Raw genomic sequence first — 19,880 nt, forward strand, 5'->3', positions numbered from 1 at the left:
TTACAAATCACATTCATATACTCTGTGTAAAAACCAGAAACATAAAAAGGACTTGCTCGTCTGCACCATAGCAAGTCCTTTTTGTGTTTCGATATCCTTTTATTCATCTTCAATAATATAGCCCTGTCCTAGTGATCTACTCTCAAAACCAGCCATATGACGACCCTGATATCGTATAGGCTGATAACCAGCGATCATAATCATATTTTGCATATCAGATGTTCCTTCAGCAGGTAGAGCGAAACATTCTAGATGTGGATAGACCTCATACAACGTCGTTGAGATCGCATTGATAAGCCGATCATGATTCGCTTTACCGATCAGGTTGATCATCAAGTACCCTTTATCATGTAACTTGGTAGCAGTCATCTGAAAAAATAATAAAGAGATTAAATGTTGCGGAGTACCTTCTGTCGTAAAAGCGTCTAAAATAATATAGTCATACTGATGATCGTTCTCTGACGAAAGCAATGCTCTGCCATCTCCGATGCGTACATTATTTATCGCATAATTGAAATAAGTCTGGCTCAGTTCTACTACCAAAGGATCAATCTCAGCAATCCGAAAGGTCTTGTCTGGATAGTGACTCGCAATCGTTCCTATTCCATGACCAATCATAAACACATCTTGAAACTCTGAATTGTTAAGCTCCATGAGATGAATCATAGCACGTGGATATTCAAAAAGGATACGCTCTGGATGATGCAGATCGATTGCCCCTTGTATATCTTCATTCGCAAATTGGAGAATCCGAAACCATCCTTTTTCATGATAAAATTCGTTTGTTTCATATACAGAGAGTTGCGCTTCATTTTGAAATAATACCTTCACTATCCTAAACTCCTTACTATATTAAGTTATCCGCACTATAGAAGAAAATGGATAAATACAATTCACATTAGTATACCAAATTGCACAATATGGTTCATTATACATATAGTTGGTGAATCATAGAATAGAGCATAACGAAATATAAAAATATACTTTTGGAGGGTAACTATCATGGCTAAAATTGCTGTAGAAAAACCATTTGACGATATTAAAGAAGTATTAGAAGGTAAAGGACATCAAGTTGATCTAGTCAACAGCGATCAAGAATTAAAAGGATACGATGTAGGTGTTGTTCGTGTTCAAAATGATGGTGACACTGGATTGTATGATTTCCCAATCGTGAGCGTAGAAGGTGCATCTATTGAAGAAGTTGTTGCACAAGTAGAACGTTATATCGAACTTTCCAAATAATCAACGTATACCGAACTGATCCTTGTTTCAAGGGTCAGTTTTTTGTTCATTGCAGATTTCATATATAATAGATAGTATGTACGTTAATCTACATTCGGAAAGGATGTACTCACTTATGCCCGTCGATCCTCAAGTTCAACAATTGCTTAATATGATCAATCAATTTCCTATGCCTCCATTTAATACGATCTCTCCATCAGACTATCGCGATATGGAGAAGATGATGACATTACCTTTTATGGCAAATAAAACAGAATTACATGAAGTGAAAGATCAAGTGATTCCTTTGAAAGATCGTGACCTTGCTATTCGTATCTATAGACCAACCGCAGCAGAAGGACCACGTCCAGCACTTGTTTTTTATCATGGTGGTGGATGGGTAGTAGGAAGTCTAGATTCTCATGATGAAATGTGTCGTAGGCTTGCACATGAGTCTAGTTGTACCGTGATTGCTGTCGATTATCGTTTAGCACCAGAATATAAATTTCCCACAGCGGTATGGGATGCGTATGATGCATTAGTGTATTTGACAGAACATGCAGAAGAGTTCCAGATCGATCCGATGCGAATCGCAGTAAGTGGAGATAGTGCAGGTGGCAATCTAGCTACGGTAGCTTGTATTATTGCGAAGCAACGGGGCGGAGTACCTGCTATTCAATATCAATTGCTATATTATCCGTCTGTAGGCAATGAGAAAGATACAGATTCTTATCGTGACAATCAAAAAGGGTATTTGCTTACAGCAGATATGATGGATTGGTTCCGTACACATTACTTCAATACAGAAGAGGAAAGTCAGCATATGTATGCAGCCCCATTATTATATGAAGACTTGAGTGGATTGCCTCCGGCGATGATTATTACAGCTGAATATGATCCATTGCGAGATGGTGGAGCAGCTTATGCCAAAAAGCTACAAGAACAAGGTGTTGCTGTAGAATATATGTGTTACGAAGGAATGATTCATGGTTTTATGAGTATGCCACAGATCGATAAAGCAACAGCAGGTGTGCTACAAGGTGCAGAAGCGTTAAAACGTATTTTTAATCTATAAAACACATAAAACCCCGCATCCTTGAATATCAAGAGTGTGGGGTTTTACGTGTTATTTTGAATATACAATTAAATTTTTCCTCCTGAAACAATCCTCCTGCGTGACATGGCACATACTTTCATATTTTCCATGTTGCCGATCATTAGGTCTTCACCATTTCAATAATCGTTGTACTGATTGTTATACTTATTTGATAAAAAAGCATTTCTTTGTTCGCCTTACCTCCAAACTCTACGTAAAGGAGATAGCGATATCCGTTCCTCCAATCTTCAAGTTTTGGAGAACTTCATCAAGCATATCCGGCTTCCATCCAAATCATGTCGCTTATGATTTCCCGTATACCCACGATCTCACGAAAAACGTTTTCACTGACGCTTTTCTTGCGTGTTATCGATTCTAGTATACTTCGCTAACATTTTCCAACGGAATCCTGCTCCCTTCCTGTATATCTTAACTACTAATACGGAAATGAGACTATCACCTGATTGGTGCTTGTGTGTTGCTTATGTGATGCAGCACCTCTTGGTGATGTCTTTATAATAAACCTATCTTTTCAAAAGTTAAAGGGGAGTAAAGTTTGTTTTGGGACTGTAAAATCTCATTTAGCTTACTCAGATCACTCACACTTGATTTCGCTTACATTTACTGTTTATTTTTAGCTTTTTTAATGTTTTATTTAGTAGCAAAGTTGAATTTAAAATGGATTAAAGTTAGACTTTAAAAGGTTGCTTTTATTTTGTTCTATAAAAGCATAGAGATTAGATTATATTTTTATATTAGGAGGATCATCATGTCAGACTTATTTATATTTGGATTATTTGAAAGAACACGTAAAAGTATTCTTGGTTATACGGCAGAGTTGACTCCAGAACAACGTTCGATTGTTCCTACAGGGTTCAACAATAATATTCACTGGCAATTGGGTCATATTATGGTGGTTACGGATATGATTCTATTTGGTTTTTCAGGCAAAAGTGGCGAGGTTCCTGCTGAGTACAAAACATTCTTCGGACCAGGTACTAAACCAGCCGATTGGACTACAGAAGCACCAGCATGGGAAGAATTGCTTGATCTATTTGCTAAGCAAACTCATCTGGTACGTGAAACATTTGCAGGACAGATCAATGAACCTGTAGTGAACAAAGAGAACTTTGCCAAAGCAGATACGATCGGCGATCTGTTGGAGTTGAACACGATGCACGAAAGTTCACATTCAGGTATGGTCAATGCGATGTCTAAATTGGTCAAACAAGCTTAATATCTAATAGATATAGCCATAGATAAAAGGACTATAGCATATACAGCTGTAGTCCTTTTTTGGTTATATTAGTGTAAATAAAGTAAGCGTTCACATTAAGATTGACTATCATTATAAAATAACGTAACATTCGAATTAATTGGAATATTATTACATAATAAACTATCTTCGAGGTGAGCCTGATGGAAAAATATTATCCTTTACCTTTAGACGATTATTACAATAACAACGGGTTTAGTTATGATCTAGAACAACGAATAGGTAATTTCACTACATTTGGCTCCTCTTATCCTGGAGATGAGATCCCAGATCAGAAAGATCTCATTATTGAAGATATTCCGTTTTTATTTCCAGAGGCTAAGTCTACTTTTAATAATATAGAATTAGAAAATCAGCGGTTATCTGTTCCGGAACATCACTATACCGCAATGTTTATTTTGGGTGCGGCAGATAATGGCTCTTATGATGAAAATGTTGAGTATCATTTGAACGATACATTAGTACATCAGATGCCGTTAGCTTTGACCAATTGGACCGATCAGATGCCTAAATACAATGAAAAAGTAGTCTATCGTTGTAGTGGTATATATACACAGAAAGGATCTTTGTTAACAAGTAAACAAACTACCATTTGGCTACAAACGATTCAGTTTGAGCATCCTATTCATATCAATGCTATCGTATTACCGGATAATCCTTGTATGCACCTATTCGCCATAACCTTAAAAAAGGAGAATACGAATGAACATGCAACCACGATCTGAACCCAAAGAAGGTGAAGACTGCTTTACATTATGTGTTAGCAGTATTTTGGCATACCACAAAGTTCCTGACTTTTGTAGTGTATCGAAACAATGCGGATTGGTGTATACAGAACAAGGAACAGAGGACACAGCTCGAATCTCTCCAATCTATAGGGCTACTGAAAAGGATTTGCAACATATTCACCATATCTATCTACAGATTTATCGGACAGATGATCAGAGTAGTGTGGTATCCCATATCAAACAATTACTTCTTCAAGGGGAACCTGTGATTGTCTGGTTGGATGTTTTTGATATGAAATATAACTCCTTATATCAACTGCGCCATTTTGCACATTGTTTGTTACTTGTAGGTTATGCAGACGGACAATTTGAATTTATAGACGAATTTTATCATCTTAAAGATACGATCGATGAACAGACCTTGATTAACGCACTCGATCTGACACAGACCGAAATGATTGAAGAAGGCACGCAATATGTCTATAATGTGGTGGATAGTACTCAAGCGGTTATGGATGTGCAAGAACAGGATATCTATGATGTGATCCAAATGAATCTAGAGGTGATGGAGAGTCAGCATTCCAATGTGCTCACAACCGATCATGGACAACCTGTAGTGAATGCGTATACAGGCTTAGAAGCATTAGATCGATATATAGATCATATTCGTCACTGTACAGCAGATGTTACATTATTAACAGATAATTATGTTGAACAAATGTATCAAGATTTATCCAGAATAAGTAACAATCGCTATTTGTTTACCTACTTTTTGCAACAAGGTATATCCTACCATCCATCTATCGAAAAATTGATTTACAAGTACCAGTATGTAGCACAGCGTTGGAAGCTAGTCTCTAATATGGCACTCAAAAGCCAATATGTCGAAGGGGAAAAACGTCAACATATGCTTATTCGCATTTTGCACAAATTAGAAGATGTTCGTCCGTTAGAAAGTGAACTGATCGAAATCAGCCACATGATACTAGCAAAAAATGATCAAGAGATAGAAATGGAGTATTTATAAATGACCTATAGAGTGGCTATCTGTGATGATGAGCAGCAGCAACGTGAACTTGTCCAACATATGCTGATGACATTATCTATGAAAACCAGCATTGATTTTGAAATTGAATATTTTGAAGCAGGCGAATCATTGGTATCTCATTACCAGAATGGTCAAGAACCTTTCCATATCTTAATTTTGGATATCGAAATGAATGGGATTAATGGAATTCAGACCGCTCAACGTATTAGAGACCTCAAGCATCTGGATGAACAGATCGTATTTTTAACCAGTTATCCCGACTATATGATAGAAAGCTTTGATGTAGTGACTTTTCAATACTTGCTTAAGCCTATCGCAGTCGATGTTTTTGAAGAAAAGATGCTTAAGCTGTGTCAGTATTTTCAAGCGCTAGATAAAAGAATATTGATTATCAAATCAGACTATGAAGAAGTTGTACTTAAACACGATGATATTATTTCAATTGAAGTGGTCAAAAGCTTAACGATCAAAAACAAATTGCATGTAGTGACTTCTGAGCAAACGCATACAACCAAAGGCATTATTTCGAACTATGCTACAGCGCTGAAGTCGTATCACTTTTTACAAATTCATCGTTCGATTATCATCAATTTACTCCATGTCAAAAAATTCGCAGGAGGGATGGTATTGATGTCCAATGGAGAAGAACTACCGATCGGGCGTTCTAAAGTGAAAGAAGTCAAAGATGCCTATACTAAATTTATGATTACAGGTATGAATTAACGTATGGAAAATCAATTATTGTTACTGAATGCGTGTATTGTGTTAGTGATGGGTTATCAAATTAATTTTTATTTTAATGCTGTTTTTGGCAAAGCTCAGCAGGGATCGAATCGGTGGATCTATTTTATTGTTTTTGGTGTACTTGATTTCGTTTACTTAAATTCGTATACATCGTCTGTATTGTCTTCGGTATTAGCATTAATAGTTATTTTTAGCTTGTCGATTTCTTATCACATTGAACTCAAAATGAAAATCGTTTTTTCGATTCTATATGCTGTATTGTTGACGTTGGTTAATTTTATATCCCTGTATATTTTGTATCCATTCAATGCTGCAAATCTAGGTGTTTCCAATCCTGTGAATATTGCAGAATATGTTATTTTATCCAAAAGTGTATTGCTCAGTTGCCTGATTATGTTTGTGATTATACTTATTATTCGGTTTGTGGTAAAGCGTAGAAGCTTTCCTTTGCATTACCGGTACTATCTACTATTTCTGACTATACCGGCGATCAGTATTTATCAAGTCAATGTATTGTCGATGTATAGTGAGAAGAATATGTATTACTTTATCTCGATTTTTAGCTTTCTTTTTTTGAATGTTTTTATTATGTACATTTTAGATAATATGATTGAGAAATTTCAATTAATGCATGAAAATATGCAGTTGCAAGATCAGATGGATTACCAAGATGCTAATTATGAGAAAACTGTGCATAGTTTCAAACAGATTAAGCGCATAATTCATGATACGCATCAGCAATTTCTTTATATCGAGCAATGTATCGAAAAAAATGAATTAGCAGAAGCCAAGCAACATATCCAAACTACCCTTAATAAGGTCGAGGATGCGTATCAGCGTGTTAATACAGGCAATCTAGTCGTTGATGCGTTAGTGACCAATGCGCTCAATATCGGGCAAGCCAATGGTATTCAGATCGATACTCAGTTACAACTATATTCTCAGCATATACAGATCGAACGCTATGATCTGTGCGTAGTACTGGGCAATATGTTAGACAATGCGATCGAAGCTTCTAAAAAAATTAAAATAGCAGAAGACCGTTATATATTGATCAAAATCCAGTCCAGTTCGTCTCACTTATCGATTCATATCTTGAATCATATGGAACAAGGAGCAGGGCAATTGCAAAGTCAGAAGCTTAACCCTGATTATCATGGGATAGGGCTCACTAATATTGATCGTATCTGTAATAAATACGGGGGAAATATGACGATTGAGAGCAAACATCAAGTATTTAACAATATGGTGGTTATTCCGTTTCAATAAATGATTTCTATCCAAACAATCTCTTATCGATGTCGTTGAGGGATTGTTTTTTTCGTTTCAGCCCCTTTTGGTTATAATTCTGATTTTTATAGGTAAGATACAGTTATTGATTACATCTGAATATATTACAGGAGGCTATACCGAATGAAAAAGATAGGAAGTTTACTATTAGCGGCTGTATTAACCGTGGTACCGATGAGTCAGACGTTTGCGCAGGGAAGTACAGCTAGTCTATCTAGCGAAGAAAAAGCCAAACAATTAGCTACGACAGTGGTAAAAGATTATGGAGCAAGTGGTGTTCAGTATGCTATTGTCGATCATGGTAAAGTAATTTTATCCGGTCATGCAGGCATCAAAAACCAAGCGGCGAAAGAACAGATTACGCCGGATACCATGTTTGGAATTGGGTCTGTTAGTAAAATGTATGTCACTTCAGCGGTGATGATGTTAGTGGATGCAGGTAAAATTGATATCGATCAACCTCTAACGACATATATTCCTGATTTTAAAATGGCAGATGAGCGTTACAAAAAAATCACTCCTCGCCTATTAATGAATCATTCTTCAGGGTTATACGGGTCACATTACCATAATAGTATTCTATTTGATGATAATGATACTCAGAACTACGATAACTTATTAAAAGAGCTACAAACAGAACGTCTCAAAGCAGATCCGGGAGCATTTTCAGTCTATAGTAACGATAGTTTTCAATTACTTGAAGTGCTAGTCGAACGAGTAAGTGGAATGAGTTATTCTGAATTTGTCAAAACTCATATTAGTGAGCCCATGAATTTCAAATCTACACATACGCCATTAGATACGTTTGATCGCAATCAACTATCCAAAACATATTTCCCGGGCATCGCAAATGCATTACCTGTAGAAAACGCAAATATATTAGGGACAGGCGGCATTTATTCTACAGCAGAAGAATTAGCTACATTTGGTGACGTGTTGATGGGAAATAACACCGACCTTTTGTCAGAAAAATCTGCTCAAGCTATGCAAAAAAATGAGTATCGGAATGGAATTTGGGTTCCAGAAGAACGAAATACAACTAATTATGGATTGGGTTGGGATGCGGTTAATTTAGCTCCTTTTAGCGATTATGGAATCAAAGCGTTATCCAAAGGTGGAGATACGATTATGTATCATGCGGATCTGATCTCTTTGCCAGAATATGATATGTCTGCTGCCGTCGTTTCTGCGGGAGGATCTTCTATATACAATACACAATTAGCAACTCAATTGTTGTTACAAGAATTGAAAGATCAAGGTAAAATCAAAAAGATATTACCTGATCAAACCTTCAAACCTGCTGTTCAAGTCAAAATGCCTGCTGAACTCAAGCAATATAGTGGATTATACGGCACATTAGATAACACATTAACATTGGATATTAGCAAAGGGAAAATAGCACTACCTGATATATTAGGTGGAATTATCCCTGCTCAGACGTATGTGTACACAGGCAAAAAACAATTTACCAGTAAAGATGGAAGTGCGATAGTAAGCTTTGATAAACAAAAGAATGGTAAAACCTATATCAAAGTGAACGCAAATGTAAGTCTTCCGGGGTTAGGGCAAACCGTCATGGTATTTTATGAATATCAAAAATTAAGTAAAAATAAAGTTTCGACTGTCGTACAAAAAACATGGAAAGCACGTGATGGTAAAAAATATTATGCTGTAGACGAAAAGATTAATTCTGCTTTTTATATAGCACCGTCTATTTTGACTAAAACATTGAAGGTCGATGCTACAAATGGTTATGTCAATGGAGATCGAATCATCGATCAGAACAACGCTGTCAATGTAGCACAGATTCCTGTTATGACCGGCAGAGATACTTTCGATCTAGAATTTGTCAAACAAAATAATGTGGAATATCTAAAAGCAGTCAAACAACTATATATTCCAGAAGATGCGATTCAACCTTTATCTAAACAAAATGCTTCTAAAGTCACGATCGCTTCTAATGGACATGTAAAGTGGTTCAAAATAGATAAAACGACAGCTGGTAAATCAATCATCGTCGATTATGCCAACAATGCAGGCTTTGTTGTATACGATGATAAAGGAATGGTTGTCCAATCTTCTATTATTAATCACAAAAAATCAGTGGTTCTTCCTCAAAACGGTTTGATTGTTTTTGGTGGCGAAGCAGGCGATGTGTTGAAAGTAACATGGGGTAAAAAGTAAAACAATACCAGTTAAATAAAATAATCTAAATAAAGAATAGAATAAAAAAGAAGTACGTACAAACAGAAAGAATGTTTATGCGTACTTCTTTTTTTGTATTATAATCTTCTAGTAAATATATAAGTACCTGAGAGAGGCATTGGAGACGATGAATAAATTAGAGATTCATTCTACAGAACAGAGTCAAAAAGCATTGGAAGCTGAAACGGCTCGATTAGCAGATTTGATCTCGATCAATGCGACTAAAGATGGAAGTTACGGTGCTGAGCAGATTTCAGGATTATACTTTAATCGTTTCTCTCAAATGGAAAAAGCAGATTATACGCATACCATGTACTGGCCTACAGTAGGTATAGCGGCTCAAGGCAAAAAAGTAATTCAGGTCGGGGATGAGCATTTCGAATATGGTGGTTCGACGATCTTTGTCGCTCCGGTCGCTTTACCTGTCATGATGAAAACGATCGTAGCCAGTCCCACTGAGCCTTTTCTCGGGGTAGGGATATATCTTGATCCACAACGAATTGCTGAATTAGTACCCAAAGTATACCCTCAAGGATTGCCCAAAGTGACAGAGCGCAGTGCTGGATATATGATACCGGGTGATCTAGCCTTTATACATGCGGTTGCCCGTTTGGTCGAGTGTCTTGCTCATCCTAACGATAGTGAATTACTTGCTCCGCTTATTGTGGATGAAATTTTTATACGGCTTCTGCGTAGTCCGATCGGTGTATTTGTGGCTGAGACTGTTTTTGTAGAATCGAATGTACAACGAGTCGCCAAAGCGATTCGCTGGCTTCAAGAACATTTTGCACAGCCTTTAAAAATTCCCGAGTTGGCTGATATGGTTCATTTAAGTCAATCTTCTTTCCGTGAGCATTTCAAAGCAATTACTTCGATGAGTCCGTTACAATATCAAAAAGCATTACGTCTACAAGAAGCAAGAAGACTCATGTTGTCCGGTCGTATGGATGCTATCACTGCTTGTCGGATGGTTGGATATATTAGCGATTCGCAGTTTAGTCGAGACTATAGCCGTTTTTTTGGAAGTCCTCCTAGTAGGGATATGAATAGATGGCGTCAACAGATGAACAGTTAAGCGATAGGAATATCATTTAAATACACCTATGCAATAGAACCTGCGGCTACTGGCTTTGCAGGTTTTTTGGTATATATAGACTTTCTAGCAAAATAGGCAAGAATTCACGCAGAATAGGCAAAGTTCACCCGACAATCTATCCTATACTACAAAAGACTTAAAAATAGATCCCATATATAGCTATAGCAAACAAGAACATTAAAATGATCAATAACGATCTTAGGAGGATAAATGATGCGTGTATTTGTCACAGGGGCGAATGGATTTATAGGAACAGCAGTGATTCAAGAGTTGATTCAAGCAGGGCATCAAGTAACAGGGCTTGTCCGTTCTACAGAAGGAGCTCATAAGCTGACCGCGCTTGGAGCAACAGCCCAACAAGGAAACGTGGAAAGTGTAGAAGATTTACGTAGAGGAGTAGACAACGCAGATGGCGTGATTCATACTGCTTTTTTTCATAAATTCTCGCATGCCAGCTTATCTACACGTGTAAAGATTGTATTGGGTGGTAATCCTCGTCATGCGGCATCTCGATTTATGGCAATTGCTACGGAGACGGATCGACGTGCGATTGAAACGCTTGGAAAAGCACTTTCGGGAGAAGATCGATCACTTGTCATGGCGTTTCCAACAATGGCACTACGAGCCGGTTCCTTAGCAACTGAAAATGATCCTTCCGATCCTCAATCAGTAGGAGGCGGAAGGACGATTTCAGAGACAACAACGCTGACACTCGCAAATCACGGGGTTCGTTCTTCTGTTATTCGTATAGCCCCACTTGTACATGGCATAGGTGATCAAAGCGGTCTATTACCGACTTTGATTAGCATTGCTCGTAAAAAAGGCGTATCGGCTTATGTAGCAGACGGAGCAAATCGATGGCCAGCTGTACACCGATTAGATACAGCTCGTCTTTTTAGACTCGCTTTGGAATACGCTTCAGCTGGTTCTATATTCCATGCAGTAGGAGAAGAAGGAGTGCCTTTTCGTGATATTGCTCATGCCATCGGTCGTTATCTAAATGTACCTGTATCGAGTATCAAGAAAGAACAGGCTGGTTCTCATTTTGGTTGGCTAGGTGCTTTTGTATCTGTAGACAATTACGTTTCCAGTGCATTCACTCAAGAGCGATTAGACTGGAAGATACAACATCCTGATTTATTTACAGATATGGAGCATAGCCATTACTTTTAATATATTGGAGCTATAATACTGACTTAGTTATTATAATTATTTAATCTTTGGTATGTTCAAGATAAGCATCGATTCGATCTAGTGCTTCTTGGGGACCGACTGTGTGTTGGAAGCTTTTATTAATTTCCTGCACACCTTTTTTATATAAAGGATTCGATAGTACTTCCTGTACGGCTTCTTTGAGCGATTGCACATGGATCTGATCTTTGGTAATACGGTAACCTGCTTGCAGTTCTGTTAGGCGCTGAGCGACCATCGGCTGATCTTTATCTTGAGGTAAAACGACTAAAGGAACATTAAAATGAATACCTTCATTAACACTATTCATCCCGCCATGCGTAATAAATACATCAGCATGCTGTAACACTTCCAACTGAGGAACATAAGGTAAAATCATGATATGTTCAGGAGCAGGGTTAATCTTTGTAACATCAACTTTCTCACCTGTAGCAATGATTACGATACCTTTGAAGTCTGTAAAAGCTTCGATACAAGTATTAAAGAATTGTTCGGTGTGATCCAGAACGGTTCCCATTGAAATATATAGTACTTTTTGATCTTTAAGAAGATGAAGTGGGAATGAAGTATTTTCAGTACGTTTTGGAAAGCTAGGTCCAATAAAAAGATGTTCATTGCCAAACTGATCGCCATTGGGTTGAAAATATTTACTTGTATAAACAACATTTAGAGCGCCGTTATTGTTCATAAATTGACCCATTTCTTTAGGCATAACGTTGTATTTCTCTTTCATTAGCGATAATCCAGCTTGAATGTTCTCGGCAATCTGAGAAGTCGTATCCACATGACTCGGGAAAATTCGTTTAGTCATTTGATTATTAGATATCAAAAAAGATGGAGACGAGGAAATACCCGGAATATTCAGAAAATCTCGCACTAATTCACCAGCTCCGAATTTATCGTAAAATACAAAATCAAACTGCATGGTCTGCGATAGCTGTTCGGTTAATGCTAAAATGTGTAACGAAGTCTGAATATGAATGTTTAAAAATTCATTTATTCCGTTGGGGCTACCTACATGGATAGACGCATTTCGAAGCAGATCAGTATGAACATGAACAATCGCTCCAACGGCTTCTACTCGATCTCTGAACTTCTCGGTTGTAATATAGTGAACCTCATCCCCGCGCGATGTAAAAGCATGAGTGATTCCTAATGTTGGATTCACATGTCCTTCTGCTGGAAAATTCACAATTAAAATACGTAGCATTTGTATCACTCCTTTTTGGTATATGAAGAATGTTATATATGGTACTTGTTTTATGATAACAATAAATGGTTCATTTTCCAATTTTGCCGATCTGTATCGTCCTAAGTACTCTTTAGTTGGGATGCGATAGACTCTATTGCAATCAACATTTATACAAGTGAAGTATCATCTGGCTGTTCACCATACGCTTTACCAAAAGTCTCCATAGCATCTAAAATAGGCATGAGTTTGGTGCCTTTTTCGGTAAGCGAATATTCTACTTTCGGTGGAACGACGGGATACACTTTACGCTCAATCACACCATCTTTTTCTAATTCTCGAAGCTGTTTACTAAGAGAACCTTGCGAAAGATCACCTAGAAACGCTTTGATATCTGAATAACGACGTGTATGACCTTTTAAGTACCATAGAATAAAGTATTTCCAGCGCCCGGATAAAATATTTTGAGTAAACGCAATAGTATACATATCTGATTTGTCTTCTATAAATTCTCTTTGAAATCCATCTTTACACACTCTCATCGTAATCTGATTCCTCCCTAAGTACACAAAAATGTACTATGTTCATTTAAATTGCCCTCTATACAGCTTGAATTATTCATTTTATGATAGTTTCAGTAAGCGATGAGCAACGATAGTTACTAACTGAATATGATTTGAAATATTAATTTTATATTTAGCAAGCTAAGTAATAGTGTATCATATTATTGAAAATTAGAGGAGAAAGTAATCATGAATAAAACGTTAGAATTACTTCATAACCATTCATCTGTACGTTCTTACACCAATCAACCATTAACAGAAGAACAACGCAATGCCATTTTCCAAGCAGCTACGCAAACATCATCATTTAGTCTTTTACAAGCCGTATCTATTATTCGCATTACAGATCCAGCGCTTCGTCAAGAAGTTATGGAGCTTTGTGGTCATCAACCTTATATCGGTGAAGCAGCAGAGTTTTGGATTTTCTGTTCAGACTTCCATCGCAATCATGAAATCGCTCCTGAAGTAGATATCGAATATATCGAATTTCTAACGATTGGCTTAGTGGATGCTGGACTTATGGCACAAAATGCTCTAACTGCGGCTGAATCGTTGGGGCTTGGTGGCGTGTATATCGGTGGAGTTAAGCTTAATATTGAAAAATTATCTGAATTGCTTCAGTTACCTAAATACGTAATTCCAGCAGTAGGCTTGTGCATCGGTGTTCCAGCAGGAGAGAAAGCAGGTCTTAAACCACGCTTACCGAAATCCATGGTACTGTTTGACAATCAATACCAACCATTGGACACAGAACAATTGGCTGTTTATGATGATACAGTGAAGAAATATTATCAAGCTCGCCCGATTCGTGCGCCTTTCACAGTCAAAACCGTTAAAGGATGGAGCGATCATATTCAAGATCATTTGGAAAGAAGTATCCTGCCTGATATGATGAATTATTTAAATAAAATGGGATACGCCAAAAAATAAATGTCGCTGCTACAGTCAATTGACACATTAATTTCTTCATGTTATATTTAGCCCGCTAACTACTATTGAAGAAATAAGGAATGATGGATAGATGAACGAACCGGTCAAAGATCAAGTGGATTGTGATATCCGCCAGTCGTTAGATCGTGTCTCTTCCCAAATGCGTCGAGACTATAATGAATCTTTGCGACAAATTAATCTTTATGCAGGTCAAGATAAATTATTATATCGATTATGGTTAGGGGATGGCATCACACAAATGCAATTATGTGAGCATTTAAAATGTGAACCACCTACTGTAACCAATATGGTCAAGTCTCTTGAACAAAATGGATTTATATATCGTAAGCGTGATGAACATGATGCTCGTGTGATGCGCATTTTTTTGACAGATGAAGGAAGATTGTTGGAAAAACCAGTAGATCAGAAATGGAAAGAGCAACAGGAAAAGTTACTAGACTCTATCTTTCCAGAAGAGCGTGTGTTTTTAAGAAGGCTTTTAAAACAAATGGAGAGCAACTTATCCTAAGTTGTTCTTCCTTAAATCATTGCAAATGCATCATTTTATTTCAAAATATAGTTAGCTTGCTAAGTAAAGGAAAGATAAATATGGAACAGAAAAAGGAAATGCAGTTATCTTTACAAATGATTTCAGGGTATGGCGCTGAATTCAATGCTTGGAGAATGCCCGGTGCCGATCCAGCTGCCTATACAAATATAGATAGTTATGTAGAACGTGCGAAGTTAGCCGAGCAAGGTAAGTTCCAAATGATCTTTATTGCAGACACACCAGCATTAACAAGTAGCTTGGGTCATAAGACACCTATGTTTCCGATGGACCCGATGCTGGCTTTGATGGCTGTCGCTAGAGAAACCAAGTACATTGGTCTTGTTGCTACACTATCTACAACTTTTAATTACCCGTACAATCTAGCACGTCAATTCAAAGCATTAGATGTGATCAGTCATGGACGAGTAGGCTGGAATGCTGTGACGACATCCGATCCTAATGTAGCCGCTAACTTTGGAAGCAAGCCTATTAATCGTCAAGAAAGATACGAAAAAGCGCATGAAGCTATAGAAATAGTTCAAGCTTTATGGGGAAGTTGGCAAAAAGATGCCTGGACATTGGATGTAGAGACAGGGCAATTTGCAGATATGGACAAAATCCAACCGGTTCATCTTCAAGGTCAACACTATGCGACTCGTGGGCCACTGCCTATTCCACCATCTGAGCAAGGTCAGCCTGTAATTTTCCAAGCAGGAGGAGGTCAGGAAGGGTTAGAGTTAGCAGGGAGATTCGCTTCCGGGGTCTATGCTAATCCTTATGATATTCAATCTGCAAAAGAACACAGAGAAGCTATTCGGCAAAATGCTATCCAGTTCGGTCGTGATCCTGATGATATTAAAATGTTTGCAGGGTTTATGTTTTCATTAGGAGCCACAGAAGAAGAAGCACTTATGCGTCGCAAACAACTTATGGATTTCAATCCTGAAGAGATTCCAGGTAGAGTCAGTTATCTCGGTTCTATGATTAATGTACCGTTATCTATACATTCGGTAGATATCGATCAACCCTTAACAACCGAGCAACTTCAATATGCTTATGCAAGCCCGATGGACCCTCGTGCACCCAAAGCGTTACAATTGCTACAACAAGGCTTATCTATTCGGGATGTGCTGGCTCATGGAGTAATCAATTATCATCCTGTGGTGGCAGGTACACCTGTGCAAGTGGCTGACTTTTTAGAAGAATGGTTTCTTGCTGGGGCATGTGATGGATTTTCGATTGTACCGGATGCATCGTTTGATGGAGTGGCTGATTTTGTTCATCTAGTCGTTCCTATTTTACAAGAACGTGGTGTATTTCATAAAGAATACGAAGGAAATACCTTGCGTGAAAATATGAAAGTTCCTTATCAATATGGAGTACAAAAAGGAGATTATAAACATGACTAAAAAAACAAAAGTAGGTATTATCGGTGGGTCTATTAATAACGGATGGGCAAGTGGTACACATATTCCAGCTCTTCAGCATCTTGAGGAGTATGAGCTAACAGCAGTAGGAACAAGTAATAAAGAAAGTGCTCAAAAAAGTGCAGAGGCTTTTGAAGCCACTCATGGTTTTGATCAAATCGAAGAACTGGCTCAACATGATGATGTAGATATGGTAGTCGTTAGTATCAATGTCAAAGAGCATTATGATGCAGTCAAAACTATTATTCCTACAGGTAAGCCGATTTATAGCGAATGGCCATTGGGATCTACGACAGAAGAAGCTATTGAAATGCAAGAATGGGTAGCAACACATCATATTCCAACAGCAATCGGTTTACAAGCGCGACAAGCTCCTGCTATCAACTATGTGAAAGACCTTATTGCGGAAGGATATATAGGAAAAGTATTGTCTGCGCAATTAAGAGTGTCGATGCAAGGTATGGGTGCCAAAGCTGATAAATCTACAGCTTACTTGTTTGATCGCACATCTGGCGGTAACTTGCTCACTATAGTAGGTGGACATAATATCGATGCATTTACGTATATGCTTGGGGATTTTGCAGAACTTTCAGCGACAACAGCGCAACAATTTGCTAAAGTGCAATTAGAAGATATCCAGAAAGTCATCGAAAAAACAACAGATGATCAAATTCTAGTTACAGGAAAATTAACCAGTGGTGCTGCTGCTAGTATCCATATTCAAGGCGGAGTCAAACATCCTAAAGGCGTTACACTTGAGATCTTTGGAGATCAAGGAAGTATTGTTCTAACAGCACCAATGACGATTCAATTTGGATCACATCAATTGCTAGGCGCAGGAGTAGGAGATGCAGAGCTTCAAGAATTAACGATTCCAGATTCATATTACTCTGTACCTGAGTCTCTCAAAAATGATCCGGGTTATGTTCTCAATATTGCTCAGGTCTATCATAAATTTGCTCAAGATATTCAAGAAGGAACATCATTAACACCAAATTTTGCAGATGCAGTCAAAGTTCATCAGTTGATTGATGCGATACGAAAGTCGGCACAAACAGGCGAACGTCAATATCTTTAAGTTCATTTTACTCATAGAAAAAGAAGGGCTAATCCTTGATGATTAGTCCTTCTTTTTTTGTTCACTATGATTTAGATATTCGTAGTTAAGGTTGAAAGCGATAACCTACACCCCATACGGTCTGGATATAGCGAGGGTTACTTGGATCTTCTTCTGTTTTTTCACGTAATCGATTAATATGGACAGCTACTGTGGCATTATCGCCAATGGATTCGAATCCCCAGATACGCTCATACAATGTATCTTTACTAAATACATTATTGGCATTCATAATCAAAAAGTAGAGCAGGTCGAACTCTTTTTTCTTCAATTCTAGTTCTTTACCATCCAAATAAGCACGGTGAGCTTGAGTATTAATCGCAAACGAACCGATTTCAATATGACTACTTCGAGGGGAATCGTTTTTTCCTTTGATACGATCATACTGAGCTAGATTAGATTTCACTCGTGCCACCAGCTCATTAGGGGAGAATGGTTTGACAATATAATCATCTGCCCCCAGACCTAATCCTCGAATCTTATCTATATCTTCCTGCTTGGCGGTCACCATAAGAATCGGAATATCTAGCTTTTCGCGTAATCTACGACATACAGAAAATCCATCTTCACCGGGTAACATCAGATCAAGTAGAATCAGATCGAATTGTCCGGATAATGCTTGTTCTGCACCGGTGATTCCATTGTCTGCAATCTCGACTGCAAAATGATTGATTTCAAGATAATCCCGTTCTATCGATGCAATCGCTTCGTCATCTTCTATAATGAGTATTTTTCTCATCGTATATCCTCCTGCTTAATCAATGGCAGCTCGATAATAATCTGTAATCCACCTGATGATGCATGCATAGCTTTGATTGTGCCACCCATACGTTCGACTGCTTTGGATGTAATCGCAAGCCCTAATCCGCTACCTCTGTTAGGATTATTACGTGAAGGATCACTTCGATAAAATAAATCAAATAATTGGGGTAGAGATTGTTCAGGTACACCGGGCCCATCATCACTGATACTAATCGTGATCTGATCATGATCAACACGAGTCTCAATATGCACCCACCCACGTTCTTTATGCTTATAGTTTAAGCTATTTTCTACAATATTCGTAAATATACTATCTAATTGCAATTGATCTGCAAAAATAACAGCTTTCTGATCTGAAAAAGAAGTAGTGATATACAAGCCTTTACTTCGATATTCTTCGGCTGTGGCTTTGACTAGCGATTCCAATTCATAATTCACATCTAATAGCTCAGGATCATACGGATAATTACCCAGATCCATTTTGGAAAATAGAAAGATTTTGGCAACCATTCGGTCGATATCTCTTGCTTTGGTCTGAATCATCGTAATGTACTTATGTTGCGCTTCAGGTGTATTAGCAACGCCATCTAGCAAACCTTCCGAATAGGCACGAATCGAAGTCAGTGGAGAGCGCAGGTCATGGGAAATACTTGCTAATAGTTCTTTACGACTTTCTTCTTGACGCTGAATTAACTGCATCGACTGTTTTAATTGTAATGCCATATCGTTGAAATCATGACATATCGCTGCAAATTCATCTTTACTCTCATATTGGATACGTGTATCTAGATTACCATCTCTAATCTGCTGCACACCTACGACCAGTGTATCCAGTGGTTGACTGATTCGTTTGAATACAAAATAGGTGAGAAAGCGATTAGTAAAAAAGATCGTGACGATAATACCTATACCAAATAAAATCATAAAAAGTGTGATTAACATCTGGTACTGACTATAATACCCATCATCACTGTTTCCATTTTCGTGAAAAGAATCGAATGTCGAAATAACATACGTTTGGTTATTAATAGCGACTTTTTTGCTATACACATCTTCTTCGGAAAGATAGATACTGCCTTCTCCACTCAAAGACCAGATCGCGTTTATCATTTTATTATTAGGATCGATATCAAGCTTGCCCATATTTAATAATAACGTGCGAGAATTGTAATCGTGTACCGTCAATCGCATAGAATGCTTTTGTAAATAGTCTTCTAATTGCTTTTTCTCAGCTGTTTTTTGTTTCTGAGGGTTTTGAATAAGCTCGGTAGCCACAGAAGTGATTTTTTCAGGCACATCATAAATCGAGCTTTCACTGTTATATTGATTTTTCCAATACTGGTACGATAGATATTGTCCTGCTCCGATAATAATAGCCGAAATAAGTACAGGTATGACAATCATCAAAATATTAGAAATGATCAGGCGTTGCTTAATAGTCATACCA

19 protein-coding genes are annotated in these 19,880 nt (G+C 37.7%); 14 read left to right on the forward strand and 5 right to left on the reverse strand.

Going from position 1 to position 19,880, the window contains the following annotated elements; translation table 11 throughout:
• Positions 1 to 99 precede the first annotated feature (99 nt).
• On the reverse strand, positions 100 to 831 hold the full coding sequence (locus PaeCFBP13512_RS15480; RefSeq protein ID WP_137224255.1) for a spermidine synthase: 732 nt from the start codon (positions 829 to 831) through the stop codon (positions 100 to 102).
• Positions 832 to 1,002: 171 nt separating this feature from the next.
• On the opposite strand from PaeCFBP13512_RS15480, the gene PaeCFBP13512_RS15485 reads away from it, so the two are divergent.
• From PaeCFBP13512_RS15485 to PaeCFBP13512_RS15530, 10 genes are all read left to right on the forward strand, one after another.
• Positions 1,003 to 1,242 carry a YkuS family protein gene (locus tag PaeCFBP13512_RS15485; protein WP_137224257.1) on the forward strand — a complete coding sequence of 80 codons (240 nt, stop codon included), beginning with the start codon at positions 1,003 to 1,005 and terminating at the stop codon, positions 1,240 to 1,242.
• A 115-nt stretch (positions 1,243 to 1,357) separates the two neighbouring features.
• The gene (locus tag PaeCFBP13512_RS15490) at positions 1,358 to 2,296 is read left to right on the forward strand and encodes an alpha/beta hydrolase (RefSeq protein WP_137224259.1); all 939 of its coding nucleotides are present in this window, start codon (positions 1,358 to 1,360) and stop codon (positions 2,294 to 2,296) included.
• Positions 2,297 to 3,086: 790 nt separating this feature from the next.
• Entirely contained in the window at positions 3,087 to 3,554 is a 468-nt protein-coding gene (locus tag PaeCFBP13512_RS15495; RefSeq protein WP_069327594.1) for a DinB family protein, read from the forward strand.
• Positions 3,555 to 3,736: 182 nt separating this feature from the next.
• Positions 3,737 to 4,318: a hypothetical protein gene (locus PaeCFBP13512_RS15500; protein ID WP_137224261.1), complete on the forward strand. Its 582-nt coding sequence runs from the start codon at positions 3,737 to 3,739 to the stop codon at positions 4,316 to 4,318.
• The gene (locus PaeCFBP13512_RS15505; RefSeq protein WP_137224263.1) at positions 4,296 to 5,348 is read left to right on the forward strand and encodes a BtrH N-terminal domain-containing protein; all 1,053 of its coding nucleotides are present in this window, start codon (positions 4,296 to 4,298) and stop codon (positions 5,346 to 5,348) included. The genes PaeCFBP13512_RS15500 and PaeCFBP13512_RS15505 overlap by 23 nt, the downstream gene beginning before the upstream one ends.
• Positions 5,349 to 6,092 (forward strand): LytR/AlgR family response regulator transcription factor, encoded by a 744-nt coding sequence (locus tag PaeCFBP13512_RS15510; protein WP_069327591.1) that lies wholly within the window; start codon positions 5,349 to 5,351, stop codon positions 6,090 to 6,092. It begins immediately after the preceding gene.
• 3 nt (positions 6,093 to 6,095) lie between these two features.
• Positions 6,096 to 7,382 carry an ATP-binding protein gene (locus PaeCFBP13512_RS15515; protein WP_069327590.1) on the forward strand — a complete coding sequence of 429 codons (1,287 nt, stop codon included), beginning with the start codon at positions 6,096 to 6,098 and terminating at the stop codon, positions 7,380 to 7,382.
• A 144-nt stretch (positions 7,383 to 7,526) separates the two neighbouring features.
• Positions 7,527 to 9,587 (forward strand): serine hydrolase domain-containing protein, encoded by a 2,061-nt coding sequence (locus PaeCFBP13512_RS15520; RefSeq protein ID WP_137224265.1) that lies wholly within the window; start codon positions 7,527 to 7,529, stop codon positions 9,585 to 9,587.
• A gap of 148 nt (positions 9,588 to 9,735) precedes the next feature.
• Positions 9,736 to 10,683: an AraC family transcriptional regulator gene (locus tag PaeCFBP13512_RS15525; protein WP_069327588.1), complete on the forward strand. Its 948-nt coding sequence runs from the start codon at positions 9,736 to 9,738 to the stop codon at positions 10,681 to 10,683.
• 234 nt (positions 10,684 to 10,917) lie between these two features.
• A complete protein-coding gene (locus PaeCFBP13512_RS15530) occupies positions 10,918 to 11,877 on the forward strand; it encodes an SDR family oxidoreductase (RefSeq protein ID WP_137224267.1) in 960 nt (319 codons plus the stop codon).
• Between the two features lie 40 nt (positions 11,878 to 11,917).
• Here the strand turns inward: PaeCFBP13512_RS15530 and PaeCFBP13512_RS15535 are convergent, their stop codons facing one another.
• Complete coding sequence (locus tag PaeCFBP13512_RS15535) at positions 11,918 to 13,105, reverse strand: macrolide family glycosyltransferase (RefSeq protein ID WP_137224269.1); 1,188 nt, start codon at positions 13,103 to 13,105, stop codon at positions 11,918 to 11,920.
• Between the two features lie 149 nt (positions 13,106 to 13,254).
• A complete protein-coding gene (locus PaeCFBP13512_RS15540) occupies positions 13,255 to 13,626 on the reverse strand; it encodes a winged helix-turn-helix transcriptional regulator (protein WP_069327585.1) in 372 nt (123 codons plus the stop codon).
• Positions 13,627 to 13,836: 210 nt separating this feature from the next.
• Here PaeCFBP13512_RS15540 and nfsA point away from each other — a divergent pair, with 210 nt between their 5' ends.
• The 4 genes from nfsA (at position 13,837) to PaeCFBP13512_RS15560 (ending at position 17,632) form a co-directional block, all read left to right on the forward strand.
• Positions 13,837 to 14,577: an oxygen-insensitive NADPH nitroreductase gene (gene nfsA, locus PaeCFBP13512_RS15545; RefSeq protein WP_137224271.1), complete on the forward strand. Its 741-nt coding sequence runs from the start codon at positions 13,837 to 13,839 to the stop codon at positions 14,575 to 14,577.
• A 91-nt stretch (positions 14,578 to 14,668) separates the two neighbouring features.
• Positions 14,669 to 15,106 carry a MarR family winged helix-turn-helix transcriptional regulator gene (locus PaeCFBP13512_RS15550; protein WP_069327583.1) on the forward strand — a complete coding sequence of 146 codons (438 nt, stop codon included), beginning with the start codon at positions 14,669 to 14,671 and terminating at the stop codon, positions 15,104 to 15,106.
• Between the two features lie 80 nt (positions 15,107 to 15,186).
• The gene (locus PaeCFBP13512_RS15555) at positions 15,187 to 16,536 is read left to right on the forward strand and encodes an NtaA/DmoA family FMN-dependent monooxygenase (RefSeq protein WP_193555958.1); all 1,350 of its coding nucleotides are present in this window, start codon (positions 15,187 to 15,189) and stop codon (positions 16,534 to 16,536) included.
• Positions 16,529 to 17,632 carry a Gfo/Idh/MocA family protein gene (locus tag PaeCFBP13512_RS15560; protein ID WP_161594284.1) on the forward strand — a complete coding sequence of 368 codons (1,104 nt, stop codon included), beginning with the start codon at positions 16,529 to 16,531 and terminating at the stop codon, positions 17,630 to 17,632. Before PaeCFBP13512_RS15555 ends, PaeCFBP13512_RS15560 begins: the two co-directional genes overlap by 8 nt.
• A gap of 85 nt (positions 17,633 to 17,717) precedes the next feature.
• Here the strand turns inward: PaeCFBP13512_RS15560 and PaeCFBP13512_RS15565 are convergent, their stop codons facing one another.
• Positions 17,718 to 18,410 carry a response regulator transcription factor gene (locus PaeCFBP13512_RS15565; protein WP_137224275.1) on the reverse strand — a complete coding sequence of 231 codons (693 nt, stop codon included), beginning with the start codon at positions 18,408 to 18,410 and terminating at the stop codon, positions 17,718 to 17,720.
• On the reverse strand, positions 18,407 to 19,876 hold the full coding sequence (locus PaeCFBP13512_RS15570) for a sensor histidine kinase (protein ID WP_137224277.1): 1,470 nt from the start codon (positions 19,874 to 19,876) through the stop codon (positions 18,407 to 18,409). Before PaeCFBP13512_RS15570 ends, PaeCFBP13512_RS15565 begins: the two co-directional genes overlap by 4 nt.
• Between the last annotated feature and the right edge of the window lie 4 nt (positions 19,877 to 19,880).

The sequence above is a fragment of the Paenibacillus sp. CFBP13512 genome, assembly GCF_005233705.1.
Classification (GTDB): Bacteria; Bacillota; Bacilli; order Paenibacillales; family Paenibacillaceae; genus Saccharibacillus; species Saccharibacillus nuruki.

Bases quoted from the DNA above. Each gene is read 5' to 3' on its own strand.
- PaeCFBP13512_RS15515 (WP_069327590.1), top strand. From the start codon at position 6,096: ATGGAAAATCAATTATTGTTACTGAATGCGTGTATTGTGTTAGTGATG.
- PaeCFBP13512_RS15500 (WP_137224261.1), top strand. From the start codon at position 3,737: ATGGAAAAATATTATCCTTTACCTTTAGACGATTATTACAATAACAAC.
- PaeCFBP13512_RS15520 (WP_137224265.1), top strand. From the start codon at position 7,527: ATGAAAAAGATAGGAAGTTTACTATTAGCGGCTGTATTAACCGTGGTA.
- PaeCFBP13512_RS15490 (WP_137224259.1), top strand. From the start codon at position 1,358: ATGCCCGTCGATCCTCAAGTTCAACAATTGCTTAATATGATCAATCAA.
- PaeCFBP13512_RS15565 (WP_137224275.1), bottom strand. From the start codon at position 18,410: ATGAGAAAAATACTCATTATAGAAGATGACGAAGCGATTGCATCGATA.
- PaeCFBP13512_RS15560 (WP_161594284.1), top strand. From the start codon at position 16,529: ATGACTAAAAAAACAAAAGTAGGTATTATCGGTGGGTCTATTAATAAC.
- PaeCFBP13512_RS15525 (WP_069327588.1), top strand. From the start codon at position 9,736: ATGAATAAATTAGAGATTCATTCTACAGAACAGAGTCAAAAAGCATTG.
- PaeCFBP13512_RS15540 (WP_069327585.1), bottom strand. From the start codon at position 13,626: ATGAGAGTGTGTAAAGATGGATTTCAAAGAGAATTTATAGAAGACAAA.
- PaeCFBP13512_RS15550 (WP_069327583.1), top strand. From the start codon at position 14,669: ATGAACGAACCGGTCAAAGATCAAGTGGATTGTGATATCCGCCAGTCG.
- PaeCFBP13512_RS15495 (WP_069327594.1), top strand. From the start codon at position 3,087: ATGTCAGACTTATTTATATTTGGATTATTTGAAAGAACACGTAAAAGT.
- PaeCFBP13512_RS15505 (WP_137224263.1), top strand. From the start codon at position 4,296: ATGAACATGCAACCACGATCTGAACCCAAAGAAGGTGAAGACTGCTTT.
- PaeCFBP13512_RS15555 (WP_193555958.1), top strand. From the start codon at position 15,187: ATGGAACAGAAAAAGGAAATGCAGTTATCTTTACAAATGATTTCAGGG.
- PaeCFBP13512_RS15570 (WP_137224277.1), bottom strand. From the start codon at position 19,876: ATGACTATTAAGCAACGCCTGATCATTTCTAATATTTTGATGATTGTC.
- PaeCFBP13512_RS15485 (WP_137224257.1), top strand. From the start codon at position 1,003: ATGGCTAAAATTGCTGTAGAAAAACCATTTGACGATATTAAAGAAGTA.
- PaeCFBP13512_RS15510 (WP_069327591.1), top strand. From the start codon at position 5,349: ATGACCTATAGAGTGGCTATCTGTGATGATGAGCAGCAGCAACGTGAA.
- PaeCFBP13512_RS15530 (WP_137224267.1), top strand. From the start codon at position 10,918: ATGCGTGTATTTGTCACAGGGGCGAATGGATTTATAGGAACAGCAGTG.
- PaeCFBP13512_RS15535 (WP_137224269.1), bottom strand. From the start codon at position 13,105: ATGCTACGTATTTTAATTGTGAATTTTCCAGCAGAAGGACATGTGAAT.
- nfsA (WP_137224271.1), top strand. From the start codon at position 13,837: ATGAATAAAACGTTAGAATTACTTCATAACCATTCATCTGTACGTTCT.